At 71.9% G+C, this 24,864-nt stretch carries 20 protein-coding genes and 1 tRNA gene; 8 read left to right on the top strand and 13 right to left on the bottom strand.

The window, feature by feature from the left end:
• Positions 1–85: 85 nt before the first annotated feature.
• From AOK03_RS11560 to AOK03_RS11540, 5 genes are all read right to left on the bottom strand, one after another.
• Complete coding sequence (locus tag AOK03_RS11560) at positions 86–3,145, bottom strand: NPCBM/NEW2 domain-containing protein (RefSeq protein ID WP_055565108.1); 3,060 nt, start codon at positions 3,143–3,145, stop codon at positions 86–88.
• A gap of 93 nt (positions 3,146–3,238) precedes the next feature.
• Positions 3,239–4,468, bottom strand: a complete 1,230-nt coding sequence (mshC, locus tag AOK03_RS11555; protein WP_055565107.1) for a cysteine--1-D-myo-inosityl 2-amino-2-deoxy-alpha-D-glucopyranoside ligase — start codon at positions 4,466–4,468, stop codon at positions 3,239–3,241.
• Positions 4,469–4,534: 66 nt separating this feature from the next.
• Positions 4,535–5,359, bottom strand: coding sequence for an SCO1664 family protein (locus AOK03_RS11550; RefSeq protein WP_055565106.1), 825 nt, complete (start codon positions 5,357–5,359; stop codon positions 4,535–4,537).
• On the bottom strand, positions 5,323–5,913 hold the full coding sequence (locus tag AOK03_RS11545; protein WP_055565105.1) for a DUF3090 domain-containing protein: 591 nt from the start codon (positions 5,911–5,913) through the stop codon (positions 5,323–5,325). The genes AOK03_RS11550 and AOK03_RS11545 overlap by 37 nt, the downstream gene beginning before the upstream one ends.
• Positions 5,914–5,986: 73 nt before the next feature.
• A complete protein-coding gene (locus AOK03_RS11540; RefSeq protein ID WP_055565104.1) occupies positions 5,987–6,673 on the bottom strand; it encodes a histidine phosphatase family protein in 687 nt (228 codons plus the stop codon).
• Positions 6,674–6,735: 62 nt separating this feature from the next.
• Here AOK03_RS11540 and corA point away from each other — a divergent pair, with 62 nt between their 5' ends.
• Positions 6,736–7,737: a magnesium/cobalt transporter CorA gene (gene corA / locus AOK03_RS11535; RefSeq protein WP_055565130.1), complete on the top strand. Its 1,002-nt coding sequence runs from the start codon at positions 6,736–6,738 to the stop codon at positions 7,735–7,737.
• A gap of 21 nt (positions 7,738–7,758) precedes the next feature.
• Here corA and AOK03_RS11530 read toward each other — a convergent pair whose 3' ends face one another.
• Together AOK03_RS11530 and AOK03_RS11525 are read right to left on the bottom strand one after the other, a co-directional pair.
• A complete protein-coding gene (locus AOK03_RS11530) occupies positions 7,759–8,547 on the bottom strand; it encodes a ferritin-like domain-containing protein (protein ID WP_055565103.1) in 789 nt (262 codons plus the stop codon).
• A gap of 218 nt (positions 8,548–8,765) precedes the next feature.
• Positions 8,766–9,821: an LLM class F420-dependent oxidoreductase gene (locus AOK03_RS11525; RefSeq protein ID WP_055565102.1), complete on the bottom strand. Its 1,056-nt coding sequence runs from the start codon at positions 9,819–9,821 to the stop codon at positions 8,766–8,768.
• 167 nt (positions 9,822–9,988) lie between these two features.
• Between AOK03_RS11525 and AOK03_RS11520 the strand changes: the two genes are divergently transcribed.
• Complete coding sequence (locus AOK03_RS11520) at positions 9,989–10,969, top strand: aldo/keto reductase (protein ID WP_055565101.1); 981 nt, start codon at positions 9,989–9,991, stop codon at positions 10,967–10,969.
• Entirely contained in the window at positions 10,966–13,155 is a 2,190-nt protein-coding gene (locus AOK03_RS11515; RefSeq protein WP_055565100.1) for a helix-hairpin-helix domain-containing protein, read from the top strand. Before AOK03_RS11520 ends, AOK03_RS11515 begins: the two co-directional genes overlap by 4 nt.
• A 116-nt stretch (positions 13,156–13,271) precedes the next feature.
• On the opposite strand, the gene AOK03_RS11510 is transcribed toward AOK03_RS11515, so the two are convergent.
• Positions 13,272–14,033: a hypothetical protein gene (locus tag AOK03_RS11510; protein ID WP_055565099.1), complete on the bottom strand. Its 762-nt coding sequence runs from the start codon at positions 14,031–14,033 to the stop codon at positions 13,272–13,274.
• Positions 14,034–14,080: 47 nt separating this feature from the next.
• On the opposite strand from AOK03_RS11510, the gene AOK03_RS40760 reads away from it, so the two are divergent.
• Complete coding sequence (locus tag AOK03_RS40760; protein WP_079074641.1) at positions 14,081–14,269, top strand: DUF5703 family protein; 189 nt, start codon at positions 14,081–14,083, stop codon at positions 14,267–14,269.
• 62 nt (positions 14,270–14,331) lie between these two features.
• On the opposite strand, the gene AOK03_RS11505 is transcribed toward AOK03_RS40760, so the two are convergent.
• The 3 genes from AOK03_RS11505 to AOK03_RS11495 all read right to left on the bottom strand — a co-directional run bounded on the left by AOK03_RS11505 (position 14,332) and on the right by AOK03_RS11495 (position 17,062).
• Positions 14,332–15,174, bottom strand: coding sequence for a chaplin (locus AOK03_RS11505; RefSeq protein ID WP_055565098.1), 843 nt, complete (start codon positions 15,172–15,174; stop codon positions 14,332–14,334).
• A gap of 138 nt (positions 15,175–15,312) precedes the next feature.
• Complete coding sequence (chpH, locus tag AOK03_RS11500) at positions 15,313–15,546, bottom strand: chaplin ChpH (RefSeq protein WP_055565097.1); 234 nt, start codon at positions 15,544–15,546, stop codon at positions 15,313–15,315.
• A 190-nt stretch (positions 15,547–15,736) separates the two neighbouring features.
• Complete coding sequence (locus AOK03_RS11495) at positions 15,737–17,062, bottom strand: M20/M25/M40 family metallo-hydrolase (RefSeq protein ID WP_055565096.1); 1,326 nt, start codon at positions 17,060–17,062, stop codon at positions 15,737–15,739.
• A gap of 188 nt (positions 17,063–17,250) precedes the next feature.
• Between AOK03_RS11495 and AOK03_RS11490 the strand changes: the two genes are divergently transcribed.
• Positions 17,251–17,338, top strand: a tRNA-Leu gene (locus AOK03_RS11490).
• 69 nt (positions 17,339–17,407) lie between these two features.
• Here AOK03_RS11490 and AOK03_RS11485 read toward each other — a convergent pair.
• Positions 17,408–18,721, bottom strand: coding sequence for a caspase, EACC1-associated type (locus tag AOK03_RS11485; protein WP_079074640.1), 1,314 nt, complete (start codon positions 18,719–18,721; stop codon positions 17,408–17,410).
• 141 nt (positions 18,722–18,862) lie between these two features.
• Here AOK03_RS11485 and AOK03_RS11480 point away from each other — a divergent pair, with 141 nt between their 5' ends.
• Positions 18,863–19,528 (top strand): SIS domain-containing protein, encoded by a 666-nt coding sequence (locus AOK03_RS11480; protein ID WP_055565094.1) that lies wholly within the window; start codon positions 18,863–18,865, stop codon positions 19,526–19,528.
• Between the two features lie 2 nt (positions 19,529–19,530).
• On the top strand, positions 19,531–21,009 hold the full coding sequence (locus AOK03_RS11475; RefSeq protein ID WP_157868923.1) for a trehalose-6-phosphate synthase: 1,479 nt from the start codon (positions 19,531–19,533) through the stop codon (positions 21,007–21,009).
• Between the two features lie 4 nt (positions 21,010–21,013).
• On the opposite strand, the gene AOK03_RS11470 is transcribed toward AOK03_RS11475, so the two are convergent.
• Positions 21,014–23,347: an ATP-binding protein gene (locus AOK03_RS11470; protein WP_167355595.1), complete on the bottom strand. Its 2,334-nt coding sequence runs from the start codon at positions 23,345–23,347 to the stop codon at positions 21,014–21,016.
• A gap of 125 nt (positions 23,348–23,472) precedes the next feature.
• On the opposite strand from AOK03_RS11470, the gene AOK03_RS11465 reads away from it, so the two are divergent.
• A complete protein-coding gene (locus AOK03_RS11465) occupies positions 23,473–24,843 on the top strand; it encodes a hypothetical protein (RefSeq protein ID WP_063792475.1) in 1,371 nt (456 codons plus the stop codon).
• Positions 24,844–24,864: the final 21 nt, after the last annotated feature.

The raw sequence follows: 24,864 nt of genomic DNA, 5'->3' as shown, positions 1-24,864 counted from the left end.
ACACACGGCGGCGCCGGGCGGAGACATTCCCGCCCGGCGCCGCTCCTGTATCTCCCGTCGGATTCCGACGGGTCCCGACGGACCTTCAGGAACAGGTGAACTCGGCCCCCGCCCAGTCCGCGTGGTCCCCGCTCTTCGAGCCGTTGGTGTCGGTCGCCTTCAGCTCGACGTGCCGCGCGCCGCGCACATCGACGTCGACCGGCACGGTCGCCGAGGCGCCCGTCACCTTGGGCGAGGTCCACAGCACCTTGCCGTCGGCCTCGACCGAGAAGGCGACCTCTCCGTAGCCGTTGATCTCGTCGTCGATGCCCACGTCCGCGGTGAACTTCGAGCAGCGGCCGCCCGGGTAGACCTCGATGACGGAGTCGGCGTGCGTGCCGATCCCCTTCTCGTACGTCTTTCCGGCCAGGGTCAGCGGGTGGCCGTCGGCGGCGCCCGACTCGCCGTTGCTGCGGTCGCGTTCGGCGGGCCCGTATCCGTTGGTGGACTTGAGCCACTTCATGTCGCTCGCCCAGGTGTCCTTCGCCGGCGCCTCGGGCATCACGCCCAGTGCGAACCGCTGGACCGCGGTGCGCTCCTGGCCTGCCGACCGGTGGCGGACGGTCGCGGTGAGCGGCTGTTCGCCGATGTCCGCGTCCTTGGCCGGGGTGAGGGCCACCTCGACGCGGCGCGTGGTGCCCGCGGGGATCCGGTCGGCCCGCGCGGTGCCCACGGTCCAGCCCTCGGGAGCGTCGAGGGTGGCCTCGACCCCGGTGGCGTCCTTCGTGCCCGCCGTGATGTCGACGGCGACCTTGCCGGGCGTACCCGCGCCCAGCTCCTGGCCCGCGGGGACGTGCACGGAGGCGGGCGCCCCCGGCACGGCGCCGCCCACGGCGCTGGTGTCGTCGAGCCGCAGCTCGAAGGCGCGGTCGGTGCGCAGGGTGGCGGTCTTCACCCTGACGACGCCGCCGCGGTCGTCACGGTCGTAGAACCAGCCCTGCCGCGCGCTGTCGTACGCGCTCCGCGAAGTGAGCCGCGGCAGCCCGTGCCCGCCGAGCTCCACGCGGCTCGGCGCGTCCCCGGTGTGCAGGGTGAACGCGTACGGGCGGCTGCTCTGCTTGCCCTGGTACGTTCCCCTGCTCGCGCCGATCCGCACCCGCACGTCCCCCGCTCCGGAGCGCGGCGCCCGCACGTCGGCGCGCTGCGTGGCGTACTTGCCGTCGCGGTGCTGCCGGGTCACGCCGTCGTCCTCGTACAGCTCGAAGGAGGAGCTGCCCTGCGGGTAGATGTCCCAGGCGAGCGGGGAGTCCGCTTTCCTGTCCTGGTAGGAGCGGATGCCGCCCGGCCACATCGGCACGGTCGCGCCGCCCCTGACGAAGAGCGGCAGCGTGTCGAGGGGCGCGCTGTAGCCGTCGACGGTGGTCGGGCCCTGGTAGGTCCGCCCGCTCCAGTAGTCGGTCCAGGTGCCCTTGGGCAGGTAGATGCCGTCGCGCGTGGTGGTGTCCCGGTAGACGGGCGCCACGAGGAAGTCCTCGCCGGTGAGGAACTCGTACTTGGCCGCGTCGGTGGCGGCCTTCGGGTCGTCCGGGTACTCCAGGGCCAACGGTCGTACGGCGCCCACACCGGTCTTCGTGGCCTGGTGGCCGTACGAGTAGAGGTAGGGAATCAGCGATTCGTGCAGCTTCAGGTACTTGCGGTTGATGGAGGTGTAGGGCTCGCCCTGGCGGAAGGGCTGCTTGTCGCTCGCGGCCCACCCGTCCATCGTCATCGTGACCGGCAGGAACATCTTCCACTGCAGGTCGCGCACGTACGTCTTGGGGCTGCCGCCGAAGATCCCGTCGACGTCACCCGTCGTGTAGGCGAGGCCGGACATGGTGGACCCCGCGTACGTCGGGATCTGCCAGCGGATGTACTCCCAGCCGCCGCTCTGGTCGCCGGACCACTGCACACCGCAGCGCTGCGCGCCCGACCAGCTCTCCGGGGCCCAGGTGAAGCCCCGCGCGTCGCTGTTGTCCTCGATCCCGGCGTACGCGTCCTTGCAGCCGTCCAGCGCCTTCTTGTAGCCGTCGCCGACCCAGGCGACGTCCAGCTTGGCGACGCGCTGGCCCGCCTTGACCTGTTCGGCGATCTTGTCGAGGCCGTCCTCGGTCCACAGGCCCATCTTCATCTTGCGCTCGGCGAGGCCCTTGGAGGTCTCGGCGAGGTTCTCGTAGCCGCAGCCGTAGCCGTCGTTGACCAGCATCCAGCCGTTGGGCATGTCGTTCTCGACGTAGCCGTCGGCGACCTTCAGGGAGTCGAGGGTGTGGCGCTCGCCGCGGTTGGCGTTGTGGAGGTAGCAGTCGGCGTCGCCGATCTCCATGCCGTAGACCGGCGGCAGGAAGGGCTTGCCGGTGAGCTTCGTGTACTGCCCGATGACGTCCTTGGCCGCGTCGGCGCCGCGCCCGGCGAAGTAGTAGGCGTCGAAGCGCTGTTCCTTCGCGGTGGCGGTCACGGGCTCGGCGAAGTCGTAGGTGTTGGGGGCGTACGTGTTGCGGAAGACACCGTATCCCTCGGAGGACAGGTAGAAGGGCACGGAGTTGGGGTGCCCGCCGTCGTCCCAGTTGTAGTCGACGCTCACCTCGACCTTCTTGCCGCGGTGCGAGGTGTTGCCGCGTCCGTTCTGCATCCCGGCGCCGTAGAACTGCTCGTCGGCGCCGCGCGCGAGGCTCTGGGTGGTGGTGTCCTTCGTCCAGGACAGGCCCTTGGACTCGGCCCAGACCCGGCTGCCGTCGGCGCGGTACAGGGCGAAGCGCAGCGGCGACTTGTAGGCGCGCAGGGTGACCTGGGAGGTGCTCAGCTCGTAACGGTCGCCCTTGTCGGCCCACTTGGTGCGGGGCGCCTTCCCCTGCGGCAGGACGATGTCCTTGCCCGTGGGGTCGGTGAACGTCCCGTCGGGGGCGAGTTCGAGACGGAAGGTCTCCGTCGAGACGAAGCTGACGCGGGCCTCGGCCTTGCCCGCGGTCAGGTGGTAGACGGGGCCCTCGGCGTCGAAGCCGGTGACGTCGCCGACCGTGGTCGCGGGCTCGTCGGCGGCCTGCGCGGAGCCGCCGCCGGGCCCCGCGAATGCCGCGAGGAGGCCCAGGAGAGCGGCAGCGGCCGCCGATCTGAAGCGCGTGGGAGATCTCATGGCGGAGGTCTAGCGTCTCAACGGGCGCCGGGGCCATGGACTTTGATGGGCCGCTCCTGGATTTCCGGAGCGGCCCCATCGGTGCAGCGGTGCCTACAGGGCCACGCCGAGCAGTGCGTCCACGGCACGGGACACGACGCCGGGGGCGCCCTCGTCCGTGCCGTCCTCGGTGTCCTGGCGGGCGGCCCAGCGGTCGACCGCGGCGAGCGCGGCCGGCGCGTCCAGGTCGTTCGCGAGGGCGTCGCGGATCTCCTCGACGAGCGCCTCGGCGGCGGTCCCGTCGGGGCGGGACACCGCGGCGCGCCAGCGGCCGAGCCGCTCGACGGCCTCTTCGAGGACGCCGTCCGTCCACTCCCAGTCCGCGCGGTAGTGGTGCGCGAGGAGGGCGAGCCGGATCGCCGCGGGGTCGACGCCGTCGCGCCGCAGCTTCGACACGAAGACGAGGTTGCCCTTGGACTTGGACATCTTCGCGCCGTCCAGGGCGACCATGCCCGCGTGGACGTACGCCTTCGCGAAGGGGTACTCGCCGGTCAGGGCCTGCGCGTGCGAGGCGCCCATCTCGTGGTGCGGGAACGCGAGGTCGGATCCGCCGCCCTGCACGTCGAAGCCCATGCCGAGGTGGTCGAGGGCGATGGCGACGCACTCGATGTGCCAGCCGGGGCGGCCGCGGCCGAGGCTGCCGCCGTCCCAGCTCGGGTCGCCCTCGCGGGCCGCCATCCAGAGCATCGGGTCGAGCGGGTTCTTCTTGCCGGGGCGCTCCGGGTCGCCGCCGCGCTCGGCGGAGAGCAGCTTCATGGCGGCGGCGTCGAGCCCGGACACCTCCCCGAAGTGGGCGTCGGACTCGACGGAGAAGTAGACGTCGCCCTCGAGTTCGTAGGCGGCGCCCATGTCGCGGAGGCGTTCGACGAGCGGCACGATGCCGGGTATCGCCTCGACGGCTCCGATGTAGTGCTTCGGCGGCAGGAGGCGCAGCGCGGTCATGTCCTCGCGGAACAGTGCGGTCTCGCCCTCGGCGAGCTCGACCCAGTCCTTGCCGTCGCGGGTGGCGCGTTCCAGGAGCGGGTCGTCCACGTCGGTCACGTTCTGGACGTAGTGAACCTGCCGCTTGGTGTCGAGCCACACGCGTTGCACGAGGTCGAACGCGTTGTAGGTCGCCGCGTGACCCATGTGGGTCGCGTCGTACGGGGTGATGCCGCAGACGTAGATACGGGCGACGGGACCGGGGTCGAGGGTGACGAGTCCACCGGTCGCGGTGTCGTGGATCCGGAGGTCGCGGCCCTTGCCAGGAAGGGCGGGGACCTCAGAAGCGGGCCAGGCATGCATGCCCTGAGCCTAACCGGACGGGGCGTCCGTATACGAGTGGGGATCACGGCTGATAGGAGTGGGGGATCACACCGGCGGCCAGGGAATAGCGGGCCAGTCGCCGCTGGGCTCGGGGTGGCGCCCCGACTTGAGCAGGGCCGCCACCCGTGCGCGCAGCGCCTCGGTCTCCACGGCGGTGATCAGCCCGGCCAGCCGTCCGGCCAGCCCGGCGCCCTCCTCCAGGCCGCTCTGCAGGGCCTGGAGCGCCTCCACGGCCTCATCGGTCAGGGACTCCCCCGCCCAGCCCCACAGCAGCGTCCGCAGCTTGTTCTCGGCGTGGAAGGTGACGCCGTGGTCGATGCCGTACAGGTGACCGTCGGCGGCCAGCAGATGGCCGCCCTTGCGGTCGCTGTTGTTGATCACCGCGTCGAGGACCGCGAGCCGCCGCAGCCGCACGTCGTCCGCGTGCACGAGGAGCGCCGTCCGGTCCTCGTCGACCTGCGCGAGGCCGACCGCCTTCCAGCCCTCGCCGGGTTCGTCGCCGTCGACCAGGGCGAGCAGCTCCGCGTCGCCCGAGGCCTCGATCCACAGCTGGACCATGCCCTCGCCGTGCGGCCCCGCCCGCAGGACGGTCGGGGGCACCAGGTCCCAGCCGGTGGCGAGCGACACCTCGTACGCGGCGACCTCCCGCTGGGCGAGCGTGCCGTCGGGGAAGTCCCACAGCGGGCGCTCGCCCGCGACCGGCTTGTAGACGCAGGCGGCCTCCCGGCCCTCGTACGCGACCGTGCAGTAGAGCACCGCGTTCGAGGCCTCCCGGATGCGGCCGCGGACGGTCAGCTCCCCGTGGGTGAGGAGCGCGACGGGGTCGGCGACGCTCACGCCTCCCGCCGGTATCCGTTCTGGCGCGGGCATACGTGTCCTTCCGGGTCGAGCGGGAGGCTGCACAGCGGGCACGGCGGGCGGCCCGCGTTGACGACGTCCAGGGCCCGCTTGGCGAAGGCGCGGGCCTGCGCCCCGGTGAGCCGGACGCGCAGCATCGGCGGGCCGTTCTCCTCGTCCTGCAGGAGCCTTTCCTCAGCTGCGGCGAGATCGTCCTCGGAATCGGCGTCCAGTTCGACGAGGGCCTGTGCCTCGACGACCATCCGCTCCTCCTCGCCGTCCCAGGCGAGCGCCATCGTGCCGACGCGGAACTCCTCCTCCACGGGGGAGTCGAGCGGCGCGCTGTCGGAGACCTCGGACGGTGCGACGGCCGGCACCGGGGTGTTGCCCCCGCTACGGCGTACGACCTCGTCGAGGAGCTCTTCCATGCGCTCGGCGAGCGCGGCCACCTGGGTCTTCTCCAGGGCGACGCTGGTCACCCGGATGCCGGCGGAGGCCTGGAGGAAGAAGGTACGCCGTCCGGGCAGCCCTACCGTTCCCGCGACGAATCGCTCCGGGGGGTCGTAGAGGAACACCTGACGGGACACGTCCTGTCTCCATTGATCGACTGCAAAGTTCGAAGGGCTGCTTGAGCCCGGTTCACCCTACTGCGGGCGACGATCACGGTGCGCCCGCACCGCCCCCGACGGTGGCGTCGTCACCCGGCGGCTCCTCGCGCGGCGCCAGCGAGGCGAAGTCGCCGGTGTCCCCGAGGCGTACGAGGAAGGGGCGCAGCCGCGTGTAGCGGATGGCGGTGACGGAGCAGGGCTCCACGGAGATGCGCTGGAAGAGGTCGAGGTGGAGCCCGAGGGCCTCCGCGACAAGGGACTTGATGATGTCGCCGTGCGAGCACATCAGGTACACGGCGTCCTCGCCGTGTTCGCGCTCCACGCGCGCGTTCCACTCGCGGACCGCCTCGGCCGCCCGCGTCTGCATGGCCCGCATGGACTCGCCGCCGGGGAACGCGGCGGCGGACGGGTGCCGCTGGACGACCTCCATCAGCGGCTCGTCGGAGAGCTCGGCGAGCTTGCGGCCCGACCAGTCGCCGTAGTCGCACTCCCCGATGCGGTCCTCCGTGTGCGCCTGGAGCCCCGGGCGGGCGGCGAGCAGCGGCGCGACGGTCTCCCTGCAGCGCTGCAGGGGGCTGGTGACCACCTCGGACATGGGCAGCGCGGCGAGCCGTCCGGGCAGTGCGGCGGCCTGCGCGGAGCCGCGCTCGTCGAGGGCCACGCCGGGGGTCCACCCGGCGAGCAGGCCGGCGGTGTTGGCCGTGGAGCGTCCGTGCCGGACGAGGATCAGCGTGGGCATGCGGTTCAGCCTATGCGCCCCAGCGGGTGCAACAGGCGTGAAGCCTGGGAAGAATGCGCTGTGTGATCGTCGACTGCGCCATCTACCGGGACGGGCGCCGGACCGAGGGCCCCGAGGACTTCTCGGATGCCCTGGACGAGGCGCGGGCGGCGGGCGACGCGTTCGTGTGGATCGGTCTGCACGAACCGACGGCGAAGGAGTTCGACCAGGTCAGCCAGGAGTTCGGGCTGCATCCGCTGGCCGTCGAGGACGCCCTCAAGGCCCATCAGCGGCCCAAGCTGGAGGTCTACGACGACTCGTTGTTCATGGTCCTCAAGCCGGTCGTGTACGAGCCGGACAGCGACACCGTCTCGTCGGGCGAGGTCATGATCTTCATGGGGGACTCGTTCGTGGTCACCGTCCGCCACGGCGAGGGTGCGCCGCTCGGCGTCGTGCGCCACCGTCTGGAGGCCGATCCCGACGTCCTCAAGCACGGCCCGACGGCCGTCCTGTACTCGATCGCCGACGCTTCCGTGGACCACTACCTGGAGGTCGCCGACGAGCTGCAGGCCGACCTGGAGGTCCTGGAGGCGGAGGTCTTCTCACCGGACGGCGGCGCCTCCTCCCGGAACACGGCGTCGCGGATCTACACCTTCAAGCGGCAGATCCTGGAGTTCCGCCGGGCGACCGGGCCGTTGGCACTGCCCGTGGCGCGCCTCTCCGGAGTGGGCCCGTTCAGCCCTTCCGTGCCCTTCGTGGACGAGACGGCGCAGCCCTTCTTCCGGGACGTCAACGACCACCTGACGCGCGTCAACGAGTCCGTGGAGGGCCTGGACCGGCTGGTGTCGGACATCCTGTCCGCGCATCTGGCGCAGATGAGCGTGCGGCAGAACGACGACATGCGGAAGATCTCGGCGTGGGCGGCGATGGCCGCGGTCCCCACCATGATCGCGGGTGTCTACGGCATGAACTTCGACCACATGCCCGAGCTGCACTGGTGGTGGACGTACCCGGCCGTGATCCTCCTGATGGCGGTCCTGGAGATCGTCCTGTACCGGATGTTCAAGCGCCGCGGCTGGCTGTAGCCCAGCGGCGGCGTCCCGGGCTCAGGCGAACTCGGCGGCCGCTGCGGCGGGCCCGCCGAGGGCGTCGCGCCGGGCGGGCATCTTCAGGGAGACCATCCGCCGCCATCCCACGGCTCTCTCGTAGCCGTACATGGCGTGGATGCCCGCGGTGAGCAGCTGCCGCTTGGCCGGGGGCCAGCCGAGGAGACGCCCCATGCGCTCCATCACCGCGAGGCTCACGTCGCGGTAGACGCGGATCTCGGCGAGGGCGCACTCGCGCAGGGTGCGCTGGATGGCGCGGCCGTGTCCGGCGTACGCGAACCGGAGCAACTCCTCGTGGCAGTACGCCAGGTGGTTGTCCTCGTCGTTGGAGATCATCCGCACGGCGCGGCCGATGTCGGGGTGGTCGCCGAAGTACTTGAGCAGCAGCCGCATCTGCTCGGAGGCGCGCTGTTCGGTGACCCTGCTGTGCGAGAGGTACGTGACGACGTCCTGCACGGACAGCGGCTCGTCGGCCTTCAGCTTCTCGTGCGCGAGGCCGATGCCGTGCCGCTCCAGGAGCATCGTGTAGTCGGTGTCGTGCGGGACCTCGACCGGCTGCAGGCCGCGCTTCTTCAGGAGCGCGTTGAAGATCCTGCCGTGCTTGTCCTCGTCGGCGCCGTGCCGGGCGATCTTGGGCGCCAGCGCGCGCTCGGCCTCCGGGACGAGCGCGGCGATGCGGCCGTTCTCCCAGCCGCCCTGGGCCTCGCCACTGGCAGCGATGGAGCAGAAGAGCCGGAACGACTCGTCGTTGTCGAGGATCTCCTCGAAGACACTCCTGGCCGACAACATCACTGGCACCTCCATACCCCTGTGCGCGAACCTCCGCAAAGAAATAGTCAAGTGCGAGGTTCCGCAATGGGCAACAGCTGTACAGGTCGGCTCCGCTGAACGAAGGACACAGGCACCGCCACGAGGCCGTAACCGGGGACCTCTTGGCGCGTTGTGCTCCGTGACGGCCGTGGCGGGGAAGACCCCCGAGCCCCCACCACGGCCGCGGACTTCCCCCCTTATGCCAGCCCGGAGCGCTCCAGGGCCTCCGTGCCCGCGCGCAGCGCGGTGAGCCTCTCCTCCAGCGTGAAGCCCGCGGGAGCCAGCGTGAGCGTGGTGACCCCGGCCGCCGCGTAGGCCTGCATGCGGTCGGCGATCCGGTCCACGGAACCGAGCAGCGTGGTGGAGTCGATCAGCTGCCGGGGCACGGCCGCGGCCGCCCCTTCCTTGTCGCCCGCCAGGTACTTGTCCTGGATCTCGGCGGCCTCCTTCTCATACCCCATGCGCTGCGCCAGCTGGTTGTAGAAGTTCTGCTTCCGGCTTCCCATGCCGCCGACGTACAGGGCGGTGTACGGGCGGAACATGTCCGCGAGGGCGTCCACCTGCGCGTCCTCGCCGACGGCGAGCGGCAGCGTCGGGACGACGTCGAAGCCGTCCATGGTCTTGCCCGCCTTCTCCCGCCCGGCGCGCAGGTGCTTGACCGCGGTCTCCTCCAGGTGCTCGGCGGCCGGGAAGATCAGCAGGGCGCCGTCGGCGATCTCGCCGGTCTGCTCCAGGTTCTTCGGGCCGATCGCGGCGACGTACAGCGGGATGTGCTCGCGCTGGGGGTGGACGGTCAGCTTGATGGGCTTGCCGGGACCGCCGGGCAGCGGCAGCGTCCAGTGCTCGCCCTCGTAGGAGAGCCGCTCACGGGTCATTGCCTTGCGGACGATCTCGACGTACTCACGCGTGCGGGCCAGCGGCTTGTCGAACTTCACGCCGTACCAGCCCTCGGATACCTGCGGGCCCGAGACGCCGAGGCCGAGGCGGAAGCGGCCGCCGGAGAGCGAGTCGAGGGTCGCCGCCGTCATCGCGGTCATCGCCGGCTGCCGGGCCGGGATCTGGAAGATCGCGGATCCGATGTCGATGCGCTCGGTCTGGGCGGCCACCCAGGACAGCACCGTCGCGGCATCGGATCCGTACGCCTCCGCGGCCCAGCAGACCGCATAGCCCAGCTTGTCGGCCTCCTTCGCGACGGCGAGATTGTCCGCGTCCATCCCCGCGCCCCAGTAGCCGAGGTTGATCCCGAGCTGCATGACCGAATCCCCTTACCGCTTTACCCGTGAGTAACGTGTCTGTGCCGGGGACTTTAGCGCGCGGTGCCCGATCCGTCAGTGACGCGGGGGTGGCCGGGATCTCCACAATCGCTGGTTTGTCCACAGGCTCGACCGCCGCGGGGGTACGGCCAGTAATCTCAGCGCCCATGGAGCAGAGGCATCTCGGCCGGACCGGCCTGCGCGTGTCCCGCATCGGACTCGGAACCCTCACCTGGGGCCACACCGAGGAGAACGACGCCGCCGACCTGTTGAAGGTGTTCTGGGAAGCGGGCGGCACCCTCATCGACACGGCCGATGTGTACGGCGACGGGGAGGCCGAGTACCTCATCGGACGCCTGATCGAGCGGCTCGTGCCCCGCCGCGACCTGGTCATCGCGACGAAGGCGGGCAGCGTGCCGGACCCGGAGCGCCGCTTCGACGGCTCACGGGGCCATCTCCTCGCCGCACTGGACGCCTCCCTGACCCGCCTCGGCACGGACCACGTGGACCTGTGGCAGGTCCACGCCTTCGATCCGGGGACGCCCCTGGAGGAGACCCTGCAGGCCCTCGACATAGCCGTGAGCAGCGGCCGGGCCCGCTATGCGGGGGTCGCCGACTACTGCGGCTGGCAGCTCGCGAAGGCCGCGACGTGGCAGCTCGCCGCGCCGGGCACCCGCACCCGCCTGGCCAGCACACAGATGGAGTACTCGCTGCTGCAGCGCGGCGTCGAGCGGGAAGTGCTGCCCGCCGCCCGCGACCTGGGAGTGGGACTCCTGCCGTCCTCACCACTCGGCAGGGGCGTGCTCACCGGGAAGTACCGGCACGCCACTCCCGCCGACTCGCGCGGCGGCTCCGACCAGATGGCGCCCTTCGTCGCGCCGTACCTGGACGAGACGGCGGGCCACATCGTCGACGCGGTCGCGACGGCCGCCGACGGGCTCGCGGCGACCCCGCTGCAGGTCGCCCTCGCCTGGGTGCGGGACCGCCCCGGAGTGACGGCCCCGATCATCGGCGCGCGCAACGCGCAGCAGCTCACGGCCGCATTGTCAGTGGAGACCCTTAGTCTTCCTGACGAGATCTGCCGGGCGCTCGACGATGTGTCGGCGCCGGTGCACCGCTATCCCGATCACGACTGGAGCACGCTGTGAGTACGGAACCCGCTGCCGCGGAGGACCCCGGGGCCGCTGCCGCGGAGCAGGCGGAGTCGCCCGGCCCGGAGGAAGCCGTGCCGGACGCCGGGACCAAGGGCGAGAGCGAGAGCGAGACCAAGGCCGACGACGGCGGCGACGGCGCCGAGCTGTCCGAGACCGAGGCCGAGATCGCCGCCCAGCGTGAGCTGCGGGAGCGGATCGAGCAGCGCAAGGCGTCGAAGCAGGGGCCGATCGCGGCCGGGACGAAGCTGAGCGGCACCGCCGCCGATCTGCTGGCCGCCGTGCGCGCCGTGGAGAGCGGCGAGAAGCCCGTCACGAGCGCGTTCCAGGAGCCGGAGCCCGCGCGCAGGCCCGCGCCGTCCCGCGCACCCGAGCCCGTGCGTCCGCAGCGGCCCGCGGCCGCTCAGGCACCCGCGGAGGAAGCCGTCGAGGCCGTCCGCGCCGTGCTCGCCGAGGGAGGCGCTCCGCCCGCGCTCGCCGAGCGGACGGCGGCCGTCCTCGGTGACGACGCCGACGGACAACTGCGTGCGGACCCGTGGCAGTTGCTGCGGGTCACCGGGGTGCGGCCGGAACAGGCCGACGGGTTCGCCAGGGCCCTGCTCGGCGCGGAGTGCGGACCCGACGACGAGCGCAGGGGCCGCGCGATCACCGTATGGCTCCTGGAGCAGGCCGCCGTCGCGGGGCACACGGCGCTGGACGCCGCGACGCTGCACGCCGCGCTCGGGCAGCGCGCGGTGCCCGATCCCGACGCCGCGGTGCAGAGCGCGCTCGCCGAGGGCGACGCCCTGGTCTTCCAGGACGCGCTCGAAGGGACCGAGGTGCCGGTCCAGCGCACGGACGACGAGGCCACGGAGGGCGCAGAGGGCGCTGACGAGGAGCCGGAGCGCCCGGTCCGCGTCCTGATCGGCCTGGAGCGGTACGCACTCGCGGAGGAGAGCCTCGCCGACGGCCTCGCCCGGGTGATCAACTCACTGCCCAAGGACGAGGGCTCCGGCCCCGCGGACGCCGACTGGGAGGCCGCCGCCGCGCAGGTGACCGGGTCCGCCGCCGAGCTGATCCGCGCCGTCGCCGGGCACGGACTCGTGCTGCACTCCGGCGGCGAGGAGGCGCGTGCCGAGCCCGCGGCGCTGGTGGCCGCGGCGGCGGCGCTGGGCCTTCGGGTGTGCGCCGCCGCCCACAGCGCCGACGGACGCCGCCGCCTCGCGCGGGCGACGGGCGCGGACGGAGCCGCGGTGACCGTGGCCGGGCTGCTCTCCGGCGAGCAGGGCCCCGGGCGGGACGCGGAGGGCGCGCTCGCGCTCGACCTCCTGGTCGTCCTGGACGCACCGCAGCTGGACGTGGAGACCGCGGCGATGCTCGTGGAGTCCCTGCCGGACGGCGCCCGCCTGGTCCTCGGCGGCGACCCGGGCGTGCTGTGGTCGGCGGGCCCCGGGCGGGTCTTCGCCGATCTGCTCTCCGCGCGCTGCTGCCCGCAGATCGTCTCGCGCACCCCGGATCCGGGCCCCATCGGGGAGCTGACGTCCGGCATCGGCATCGGCGAGCTGAACCAGGTCGAGGCGCCCGGCAAAGAGGTCGTCCTCGTGCCGGTGCGCGACCCCGCCGAGGCGATCCACCGCACCGTCCAGCTGGTCGCGGACTCGGTGCCGCGGGCGATCGGGGTGCCCGCCGGGCAGACGCAGGTCATCACGCCCGGACACGGCGGTGCCGCGGGCACGCGCGCGCTCAACGCCGCCCTGAAGGAACGGCTGAATCCGGGCCCCGGCCGGTTCGGCGGCTTCGACCCCGACGACCGCGTCGCGTACGTCCCCGCGGCGGGCCGCACGACGCTCGGCCGTGTGGTGCGGGCCGACGCGGAGGGGCTGCACCTGGAGTGCGACGGCGCCCCCGTCGTCGTACCGAAGGAGCGGGTGGAGCGGCAGGTGCGGCACGCCTGGGCGCTCACCGCGCACCAGGCGACGGGGCAGCGCTGGCCCGCGGCCGTCGTGGTGCTGCCGGGCGACGCGGCGGAGGCCCTGTCCCGGCCGTGGGTCTACACCGCGTTCAGCCGCGCGGAGCGACACCTGTCGGTCGTGCAGGGCGTGGAGCAGGCGCTGCCGCGCGCGGTGGCGGAGCGCCTCTGGAAGGACCGTACGACGCGCCTGCAGACGCTGCTGCGCCCGCAGGTGCCGACCGCCACGGTCTGAGCCGCCGCTCCCCGGGCCCGGCTTCCCCGGGGCCCCGACGCAATGCGCTCGCCGCCCCCTGAGGGAGCGGCGAGCGCAGGAGCGATTCGCCAGGTCCGCGGCGCCGGAAGAGGCCCTCAGCGGCCGGTGCTGCGGGCTCCCGGGCCGTCCCTGTCCGCCTCGTGCACGTCTTCCCCGGCGTCGTCGGGCTCGTCGATGTCGTCGAGGGGCACCGCCACGTCCGGGTCGATGTCGACGTCGGTGTCGAGGCCGTCGAGACCGTCGTCGTCCAGTTCGTCGTCGAAGACCACACTGACGTCGAACCGGCACAGCACCCGGTGCGGGTCGGCCTGGTCGAAGGGGGCGTCGAGCCACTCCCCCGGCTCCGCGGGGGTGTCCACCGCGGTGACCCAGAGTGTGGAGTCGCCCTCCTCCAGGCCGAACTCCTTGTGCCGGGAGGAGATTTCGTCCGGTTCGAACTCCCCGAAGAGGACGCCGAGGGCGCTGTGCACGGTGTCCGCCGAGCCGGCGCCCCCCGCACTGCCCGCTTCGAGGTCGGCGACGCGCTGGGCCTGGGCCAGCAGCCGCTGTGGCTCCACCACGGTGTAGTCGCGGCGGAGCAGCACGCTCAGCGCGTTCGCTTCGTCCGGTCCCTGGTACGGCGGGAGCGCGTCGTCCGTGCCGGGGATCTCGAAGGGGGTGACCTCGTCGTAGCGGTCGTAGAGGAGTTCGTCGTACTCCTCGGCCGCCGCGGCCAGTTCGTTGAACGCTTCGTAGACGGCCGGATCGTCCTCGCCCGACCTGCGTTCGACCGCGGCCAGGTGGCGGTCGAGCGCGGTCTTGACCGCCTCGGCGGCGGCACGTACCTCGGCAGCGGTGGGCTGCGCAGCATCAGACATAGTGCAGACGCTATCCGTACCGGGCCCATGCCCGCACAATAGATGCGATGCCGGAATACGAATTTGTCGACGTGTATGTACCGCGCGGGGTCACCCGCAAGGAAGCCACCCGCCTGCTGACGGACCACGCGGAGTACGGACACTGGGAGTTGGACCGCCTGAGTCTGCGCCCCGACGGAAGCCGCAGAGTGCGCCTCAAACGGCGCATCATTCGCCAGCTGAGAGCGACCTGGTGAAACGGAGCGGGCCCCGCTGTCGCGGGGCCCGCTCCGTACGGCGTACTCAAAAGCAGAGTGGCTCAGGCGGTCGCCCGGGCCCTGCGGTAGAGCACCGTGCCCGCGAGCAGCGCACCCGCACCCACCGGCAGCGCGAGACCGAGCGGCAGCTCACTGCCGGTCGACGCGAGCTGCGAGGTGCCCTCCGGCGGCGCGAGGACCTGCGCCTGCGGGCTGTTCGGCATGGCGCGGTCGTCGATCGGGCTCATCGGCCCGTGCGGGGACAGGGAGTCCCCGGGCCCTCCGGGGCCACCCGGCTTGCCTGGCTTGCCGGGTTCTTCCGGATTTCCGGGGTGCTCCGGATTGCCCGGGTGCTCCGGATTGCCGGGGTGCTCCGGGTTTCCGGGGTTGCCGGGGTGCTCCGGATTGCCCGGGTGCTCGGGCCCGGTCGGGGGCTTCTCGCCGCCGGGCGGAGTCACCGTGGAACCCGAGTCGTTGGCGCATTCGTTGCCCATGGCCGCGTTGCCGAGGCCGCCGATGGTGACGCTGTTGCCACAGACGTTCACCGGGGCATTGATCGGCAACTGCACGTTGTTGCCGGAGCCCACGCCGGGTGAGTCGCTCGCGTGACCGTCGGCCTTGGCGCCGCCGCCGGACGGCTTGTGCGAACCGCCGCCCTTGTGGCCCGTATTGGCACAGTTGTTGCCCGCCGCCGGGTTGAGGACACCGATCACGTTGACGGTGTTCCCGCACACATTGACCGGTGCGTCGACGGGAAGCTGGACGTTGTTGCCCGACAGCACGCCGGGTGAGTTCGAACTGCTTCCGTTTGCACCCGAATCCGCGTGTGCGTAACCACCGGTCGCGGCGAGCACGCCGGTCGCGGCCGCCACGGTGATCAGGCCTTTGCGCGTGACCTGTCGCATAGCTGTTCCCTGCCTTTTACCTGCCGGAATACGTACGGGCCCACTGCCCGGACGCGGAATGCCCGTCGGCCCCGGAGCGCATGGCACGCACTCCGGGGCCGACGGACTCAGACCCTCAAGGGGTGAGGCACAACAACGTCACTTGTTGATGCAGGTGTTGCCGAAGGCGGGGTTCAGCAGCCCGATCACGGAGACCGTGTTGCCGCAGGCGTTCACCGGCACGTGGACGGGCACCTGGATGACATTGCCCGAAACGACACCGGGAGAGCCCACGGCGGCACCCTGGGCACCGGCGTCAGCGGTGGCGATGCCCGCACCCGCGAGCACGAGACCACCAGTGGCGGCCACAGCGGCGACGACCTTCTTGATCATTATTCCTCCTTGTTGGCAATGCAGTCCCAGCCGCGGACTGCATCACCTGTAACGAGGAGGAACTGGTGGGGCTACGAGGCCTTGTCCCCTTTCACTCTTTTCAGTCAAGTACGCACGCGCTGGCGATTATTGGAGATTCGTTTCAGCACGTAATGCGACCGGATTTCACCCGAATTCCGGCCGCATTCCGTCAGGACTCCTCGATGAACCGATCGAGTACCCGGACCCCGAACTTGAGGCCGTCCACCGGCACCCGCTCGTCCACGCCGTGGAACATGCCCGCGAAGTCCAGCTCCGGCGGCAGCTTCAGCGGCGCGAAGCCGAAGCCCCGGATGCCGAGGTCGTCGAAGGACTTGGCGTCCGTGCCGGCCGAGAGCATGTACGGCACGGCGCGGGCGATCGGGTCCTCGGCGCGCAGGGCGGTCTGCATGGCGTCGACGAGCGCGCCGTCGAAGGTGGTCTCCAGAGCCTTGTCGGCATGGACGTCCTCGCGCTTGACCCGCGGACCGAGAATCCGGTCGAGGTCGGCGAGGAACTCCTCCTCGTACCCCGGCAGATAGCGGCCGTCGACGTGCGCGGTGGCCTGCCCCGGGATCACGTTGACCTTGTACCCGGCGCCGAGCTGCGTGGGGTTGGCGGTGTTCTGCAGGGAGGCGCCGATGAGCTTGGCGATGCCGCCGAGCTTGGCGAGCGTCTCGTCCATGTTCTCCGGGTCGAGCTCGGTGCCGAGGGCGTCACCGAGTTCGTCGAGGAAGTGCCGCAGCGTCTTGGTGACGCGCACCGGGAACTTGTGCCGCCCGAGCCGTCCGACGGCCTCGGAGAGCTCGGTGATCGCGTTGTCCTTGTGGATCATCGAACCGTGGCCCGCCGTGCCGTCCACGGTGAGCTTCATCCAGTGCATGCCCTTCTGGGCCGTCTCGACGAGGTAGAGCCGCAGGTTCTCGTTGACGGTGAAGGAGAAGCCGCCGACCTCGCTGATCGCCTCCGTGCACCCCTCGAAGAGGTCGGGGTGGTTGTCGACCAGGTGCCGTGCGCCGTACGTGCCGCCCGCCTCCTCGTCGGCGAGGAAGGCCAGGACGATGTCGCGCGGGGGCTTGCGGCCGGTGCGCATCCGCTCGCGGACGACCGCGAGGGTCATCGCGTCCATGTCCTTCATGTCGACCGCGCCCCGGCCCCACACGCACCCGTCCGCGATCTCCCCGGAGAAGGGGTGGTGCGTCCAGTCCGCGGCGTTGGCCGGCACGACGTCCGTGTGGCCGTGGATGAGGAGCGCGGGCCGCGACGGGTCCTCGCCCTCGATCCTGGCGACCGTGGAGGCCCGGCCCGGGTGGGATTCGAAGATCTTCGGTTCGAGGCCCACCTCGGCGAGCTTCTCCGCGACGTACTCGGCGGCCTTGCGCTCCCCCGGGCCCGAGTGGTCGCCGTAGTTGCTCGTATCGATCTGGATCAGTTCGCGACAGAGGTCGACGACCTCGTCCTCACCGGTGACGGCCTTGCCCGTGCTGGACCCGCTCACGCTGGCTCCTCCCGCATTCGCTGCTGGTGGTCCCCCTCATCCTCTCTCTCCGGCGCTCCGCGCCCAAGGGCGGGCGGGTGTCGTCATCAGCAGTTCACGAGGGGTGGCGGGGGTGATCGGGGACCCCTGGAAGCCTGGTAATGTTCTCTGTGTCGCCGCGGGAAACGCCCCGCGAAGACAGACACCTTGTCCGGGTGGCGGAATGGCAGACGCGCTAGCTTGAGGTGCTAGTGCCCTTTATCGGGCGTGGGGGTTCAAGTCCCCCCTCGGACACCAGCAGGGCCCCAGTCGAGAGACTGGGGCCTTTTGCGTGGTGTGCGCAGGGTCGGTCGTGCCGGGACCGCGTCAGGCCGGTCCCGCGGCCGCCCGCCAGTACGCGTGGTTGCGCCGGGCGGCGCGGGTGTCGCCGTGCCGCTCACCGAGCGAGGAACCGTAGTTCTCGGCGAGCTCGGCGAAGGCCGCCGCGGCGCGCTCGGGGTGGCCGCTCACCCCCAGCCAGTGGGCGTGCTGCCACCGGCAGCTGAGCGCGCGCACGCCCCCGGGCCCCAGGGCCCCCGAGGCGTCCACCGCCAGCTCGGCGAAGAGGTCGGCCGCGGTCTCGGCGTCGCCGCCGATGCCGGCCCAGCGTGCGTGCTCGTGGCGCGCCTGGAGGGTGTCCGGATGCCTCGGGCCGCGCTCGACGGCCAGCTGCCCGGCGAGCACGGCGTACCGCGCGGCGGCGTCGATCGCGCGCCCGTTCTCCCCCTCCGCGTGCGCGAGGGCCTGGTGCGCCAGGAGGGTGAAGTCGTGGTGGGCACCGAGCACCCGGCCGCACTCCTGCGCGAGGACGTGCAGGGCGTCCAGCGCCCCCGCCAGGTCGCCGGACTCCCCCAACTCGACGGCACTGCTCAGGCGTTCGGGCACGTCCTCGGCGGTCAGCCTGCGGAACGCCGCGTTCGCGGCCAGGGCCAGCTGGTCGCTGGTCCCGGTGCCGCACCGCTGGGGCCTCGGCTCGCCCTTGGCGGCCAGGATCCGGGCCGTGTGGCGGTAGGCCGCGCCCAGGGTGAGCAGTTCGGGCTCCGCGGCGGAACCTTCGCGCAGGAACTTGATCAGCTCCCCCGTGAACAGCGTGTGCCGGTCGCCCAGCGGCGCGCGGGCCGGGGTGTTCGCGGGGGCGGAGGCGAGGACGAAGGTACCGGCGATCTCCAGCTGGCCGAAGTAGACCGACGCGGTGTCGCCCATGGCCTCGATGGCCCGCCCCGAGAAGCAGCAGTCGAGGAGCAGGACGCGGTTCCTGGCAGGTGCGGACGCCATGGTCTGGCGGATGAGGTCGAACCGCAGGCTCGACCAGCCGAGCAGCCGGGTGTCGCTCCCGGTGAGCAGGAGGTGGAGCAGGCCGTGTTCGTCCAGCGCGCCGTGGCCCGCGAAGTAGACGAGGAACATGTCGTCCACCCCGCTCGCCGCGTGGCTGAGGGCAGCCCCGACCCTCTGGGGCTCCTGCACATCGCGGAGCAGCGTGCAGCGTTCCTCGGGGAGCGCGACGTTCTGGGAGCTGGTGAGCAGGGTCCGCAGATCGTCGAGGTTGTTCCGCACCGCGGGGAGCGGCGGCAGTTCGACGTCGTCGTAGCTGCTGCATCCGATGAGTACCGCATGCGAGTTCGAGCCGCTGGCCAACCGCACTTCGTCCCCCTCATACCGCCCCGCGCCGCGCTGCCCAAATGATACCGAGGCAACTCATCTGAGGGGCGGCGCTCTTACCGCTGTCCGAGGTTTCGGGCATGCTGACGAATCCGAAGTCGGCTGTGACTGGTGGGGGTTGCCATGGGGCGCTCGGGCGTGCGGGACAACGCGGACGAGTTAGACGGCGGGGGCGGTGCGCACCGGGCCTCCGCCGTCTGTACGGCGTTCCAGAACCTGGTGGCCGATGCCGCCCTCGCGGTGGAACCCAATGAATTCGCCTCGGCCGTCCGGCTGTTCGACTCGGTCCGGACGAGCGGCAACTGTCTCTACGCGATCGGCAACGGCGGAAGCGCGGCCACGGCAAGCCACTTGGCGTGCGACCTCGCCATGACCTCGGGGCCCCAGGCCGCCGGTCTGCGGACGCACGCGCTCACCGGGAACACACCGCTGCTCACCGCCCTGGCCAACGACATCGGTTACGACCGCGTCTTCTCCGAGCAGCTGGCCCGTCTGCTCACGCCGGGCGACGTCGTGGTGGCCATCAGCGTCAGCGGCAACTCCCCGAACATCCTGGAGGGCCTCAAGACGGCGCGGGCGCGCGACGTGCGCACGGTCGGGCTGCTCGGCGGCTCGGGCGGCAGCGCCGCCGCGCTGGTCGACGTGCCGCTCCTGGTCGACAGCGACGTGTACGGCGTGGTCGAGACCGTCCACCTGGGCCTCGTGCACTCCCTGGCTCTCGCCCTGGGCACCGGAAGGGGCCGCTCCCGGGACATCCTGAACGCCCCGCCCGACGGAACGCGGGGCTGACGGTGGCCGCTGGGCCCGCGCGGGAGGCGCGTACGGCCGATGTGGTCCTGGTCTCCGACCGGGGCCCCGTGACGTTCCGGTCCACCCCGTCAGGCCTCGCCCCGGAGCGTCGCACGGGCAGCGTGACGGCGCTGCTCGACCGCGCCGCGCGCGCGGTCGACGGGGACGTCTGCTGGCTGGCCCCGTCGGTGAGCGACGAGGACCGCAGGGCTTCGCGGGACGGCCGGTTCGCCGGACTGGGGCTCGGTTACGGATTCCGGCCGGTGCCCTTCCGGGCGGCGGACTACCGGCGGTACTACGAGGACGCGGGCGTGCGCGGCCTCTGGTACGCACTGCACGACCTCTGGGCGGACCTTCCGCAGGGCACCGACGGCCCCGGCGCCGGGCCACTCGGCGACGGCGCCGCGCTGCGGGCGTACCAGCAGGTGAACCGTGCCGTGGCCGCGGCGGCCGCGGCCCGCTGCCATCCCCGCACCGTCGTCTGTTTCCAGGACTACCAGTTCGCGACGGCCCCCGGGTTCCTGCGCGCCCGGCTGCCCGCCCAGACCGTTGGCTTCTTCCTGCACGCCGCGTTCGCGGCCCCGTCGGCCCTGGCCGCGCTGCCGGGCGCGGCCCGTGGGCTGCTCCTGCGGGGCATGCTCGCGGCGGACGTGCTCGGCTTCCAGTGCGAGCGCTGGGCGGACTCCTTCCTGCGGTTCGCCGCGGAGGCCGGACACGAGGTCGACCCGACGGACGGAATCGTCCGGCACGCCGGTGGCCGGACGCTGGTCCGCCGCTATCCGGCACCGCCCGACCGGGAGTACCTGTCCGGCGTGTTCGGCACACCGGAGGCGGACCGTTGGTCCGGCGTCTTCCGGGGGATGCGGGAAGGAGCGCGGCTGTTGTTGCGCGTCGACCGGCTCGATCCGGCGAAGAACGTCCTGCGGGGCTTCGAGGCCTTCGCGCTGCTCCTCGCCGAGCGCCCGGAGCTGCGACGCCGCGTCAGGTTCGTGTGCTGTCTGACGCCTTCGCGGCCCACGGTTCCCGAGTACGCCTGGTACGCGGCCCGCGTGCGGGAGGCCGTCGCGGACATCCAGCGGGACTTCCCCGGCGTGCTCACCGTCCACTGGGACGAGGACCGGGTGCGGGCCATGGCCGCGCTGCGGGAGTACGACGTCCTGCTGGTCAACTCGGTGCACGACGGGATGAATCTGGTCGCCCAGGAAGGGGTGCTGGCGAACCGGCGGGACGGGGCGGTCGTCCTGTCGGCGCGGACCGGGAGCGCCGAGCGGCTCGGCGCGGGGGCCGTCGTGATCGACGATCCGCGCGATGTCCGTGCGACCGCGTCGGCGCTCGCGCGGGCGCTCGCCATGCCGCGCGAGGAGCGTGCCGCGCGGGCCCTTCGCATGCGGGCGCCGCTTGCGGACTCCTCGCCCGAGAGCTGGCTGCGGGCCCAGCTCACCGATCTCGCGGAGGTGAGGGACGACCGGCACAGGCGCTGAGCTGCTAGGGCGCGGTGCGTTCGGCCAGGTCATGGAGGGCCTCCTTGACGGCGTCCACGCGCGGATCGCCGAGCCGTTCGAGGTCCTTCAGGGCGAGGGTGTAGTAGACCGCGGCCTCCTTCGGGCGGCCCATGGCGGCCAGCGTCGCGCCCAGGTTGACCGCGGTCGCCGCGGCCCCCGGCTCGTCCCCGAAGGAGCGCCTGATCTGCAGCGCCTCGTCGAAGGTCGCCACGGCCTCGTCGTCGCGCCCGGCCGTGCGGTAGGCCTCGCCGAGGTGGTTGAGCGACGTGCCCTGGCCGAACAGGTCCTTGATCTCGCGCTGGATGCCGAGCGCGCGGAGCCAGCAGCTGATCGCCTCGTCGATCCGGCCGAGGTCGCGGTGGGCGGTGCCGAGGCTGTTGAGGTCGATGCCCTCGTTCCAGCGGTCCCGGATCTCCCGGTGGATGGCCAGGGCTTCGTTGGAACAGCGGATCGAGTCCTCGATGCGGTTCATCCGCCGCAGTGCGCCCGCCAGGTTGTTGAGCGAGGTCCCTTCGCCGTACTTGTCCCCGATCCGGCGGCGGATGGCCAGCGCCTGCTCCCAGACCTCGACGGCCTTCTCGAACTCCCGCGTGCCGCGGTAGGCGTTGCCGAGGCTGTTCAGCGTCCAGGCCTCGCCCTTGAGGCAGCCGGAGCGGCGCGCGCCGCGCAGCCCCAGTTCGTGGGTGACGATCCAGTCGCTCATGAGCTTGCGCACGTTGAAGAAGCTCCACAGGACGACGGGCAGCTGCCAGGCGATGGCGTCCTGTTCGTACTGCACGGCCTGCCGCACGAGGGCTATGAGATGGGTCCGCTCGGTGTCGCACCACGTCAGGGCCTCAGCTCCGTCGGCGAACCGGAGCGGTTCGCACCGCTCAGGCAGGGCGTCGAGGTCGATCCTGCGGCGGTGGGGCATCAGCTGCCGGTTCGCCTCGTCGGCCGTGTGCAGGTACCAGAGCAGGCAGCGCCGGACGGACTCCTCGCGGGACTCCTCGGACTCCTCCTCGTACGCGCGCTCGGCGGCGTAGTCATGGATGAGGTCGTGGAAGCGGAACCGGTCGGGCGCGACCTGTTCGAGCAGATGGCAGTCGATCAGGCCCCGCAGGTACACGTTGGTGCGCGCTCGGGAGTCGCCGGTCGCGGCGGCCGCGGCCAGCAGGCTGAACTCGCCGGTGGGATGCAGGCCGAGGATGCGGAAGCAGCGGGCGCTGCCGGCGCCCAGTGCGCGGTACGACCAGGAGAAGGCGACCCGCACCTCGCGCTGTTCGGCTCCGGTGTCCTCGACGTCCGCGGCGAAGGTGTCGAGCCGGTGGCGCTCGTCGCCGAGGCCCTCCAGGAGGTCGGCGATGGGCCACTGCGGATACGCCGCGACCCGCTCGCCCACGATGCTGAGGGCCAGCGGCAGATGACCGCAGCCGGCCGCGAGTTCCTCGACCGCGCCGCGCTCGTGCAGCACGCGGTCGTCGCCGACGATGCCGGTCAGCAGCTCGACGGACTCCCGCTCGCTCAGCGTGTCCAGGCGGATGCTGCGCGCGCCGTAGTTGCCGACCAGGCCCTGGAGCCGGTTCCGGCTGGTCACGATCACCACACAGGTGGCGCTGCCCGGCAGCAGGGGGAACACCTGCGCGGTGTTGCGGGCGTTGTCCAGGAGGAGCAGCATCTTGCGCTCGTGCAGCAGGGTGCGGAACATCGCCGCGCGCGGTTCGAGTTCCTGCGGCACCTTGGGCGGGGCCACGTCCAGCGCGTGCAGGAAGTCGGCGAGGACTTCCGCGGGTTCGAGCGGGATGCCCGGTCCGTAGCCCCGGAGGTTGACGTAGAGCTGCCCGTCCGGGAACGCGTCGCGCGAGCGGTGCGCCCAGTGCACCATCAGCGCCGTCTTGCCCACTCCGGGAGCTCCGCCGACGGAGGAGATCACGGCGGTGTCGGGGCCCGCCTTCTGGGGCTCCGACAGCAGCAGGTCCAGTTCGGCCAGCTCGCTCTCGCGTCCCACGAACCCCGGGCGGTCCAGCGGCAGCTGATGGGGCACCGGGAGGGGCGGCCGGTCCGGGGACCCCGCTTCGGCCGGCTGGAACCGCAGCAGGCGCTCGATCAGCCTGCGGCCGAACTCCGGGTCGTCGGTGACGGCCCGCGACAGCTCGTCGACCGAGCCGACCCTGGGCCCGTGGCGCTCCTCGGCCCCCGGCGCGGCCCGGCCGGGCCGCCGGTCCGTCCGCTCGTCCACCAGCCTGCGGAGCCCCTCCCAGCTGGTCTGCGATCCGGTCGCGGGCGCGTCGCGCGACGGCGCCCCCGCGGCCGTTCCATGGATTTCCCCTGCTGACACGGATCCACCCCCGTGGGTCAAGCCAAGTGGGGCGAATTATACGGCTTGCGGAAGGTTGCGAGAGGTGTCCAGGACGGGTGGCTTGGGTATTCTCGCGGGCGTCGGGTTCTCCCTGAGGAGGGTGCGTGACGAACGCATCGTCAGATGCCTTGGTTCTCTTCGGCGCGACCGGAGATCTGGCGCGACGAAAACTGTGGCCCGCCCTCTATCGCCTGTCGCTGTCGGAGCGGTGCGCGCCCCTGATCGTCGCCGTCGGGCTGCCCGGTCTCGGCCGGGAGGGCTTCGAGAAGTTCGTGGCCTCGGCGGTCCACGACATGTGCGGCCCCTCGGACGGCACAACGGTGGACCGGCTGCTGGCCAGGACGTGTTACATCGAAGGGGACACGGAACAGCACGGCACGATGGCGGACGTGGCCCTCGCGGTCCGCGACGCGGACCGTCCCGTGTACTTCCTCGGCATCCCGCCCCCGCAGGCCACCGGCACGATCGCGACGATGGGCTCCGTGCGCCTGCCCCCGGGGTCCGTGCTCGTGGAGAAGCCGTTCGGCAACGATCTCGATTCGGCCCGTACGCTCAACGAATCACTGCTCAAAGTCTTTTCCGCCGACTGCGTGCTGAGAATGGATCACTACCTCGGCAAGGAAGCGGTCGAGAATCTCCTGGCTTTTCGTTTCTGCAATCCGTTCCTCGAATCGGCGTGGGACAGGAACAGCATTTCCCGGGTGCAGATCACGCATTGCGAGATCAGGGGCGTGGATACCCGGGGATCGCTGTACGAGGAGATCGGCGCGGTCCGTGACGTCGTCCAGAGCCATCTGCTGCAGCTCGTCGGGATAGTGGCGATGGAGCCCCCCGCGGACGGCACCGCGGAGGCCTTCCGCGAGCGGATCGCGCAGGCCCTCGCCCGGGTGCGCCCGGTGGATCCCGGCCAGCTCGTGCGCGGTCAGTACGCGGGCTACCGGGCGGAGGCGGGGGTGGCCCGCGACTCGACGGTGGAGACGTACGCCGCGCTGCGCCTGGACGTCGACGCCGAGCGCTGGCGGGGTGTGCCGTTCCTGCTGCGTTCCGGCAAAGGGCTGGCCGCGACGGCGATCGAGGTGGTCGTGGACTTCGCGCCCGCCGAGCACCGCCTCTGGTTCACCCACGAGGACCCGGGACCGACCCGCCTGCGTTTCCGGCTCGGCAGCCACGGCGGCGCCGTGCTGACCGTCAACGCCCGCAGACCCGGGGCGGATCCCGGCCCGATGCCGGTCGGTCTGGACTTCGACCTGGAGGCGTCCGGGACCTCGTGGGAGGCGTACACGCATCTGCTCGCGGACGCGATCCAGGGCAGGACGGGGCGGTTCGTTTCGATGCGGACGGTGGAGGAGTCGTGGCGCATCGTGGCTCCGGCGCTGGAGGTGCGGGATGCGCCGCTGCCCTACCCGCGCGGGTCGTGGGGGCCGGAGGAGTCGGCGGGGCTGCCGGGGGCCGGCGGGTGGTGCGCCCCGCTCTAGGGCGCCCGTGTCCCGGTCGGC

It is taken from the genome of Streptomyces atriruber, from assembly GCF_001418325.1.
Lineage (GTDB): Bacteria > Actinomycetota > Actinomycetes > Streptomycetales > Streptomycetaceae > Streptomyces > Streptomyces atriruber.
This window is presented reverse-complemented; position numbering and strand designations above follow the sequence as displayed.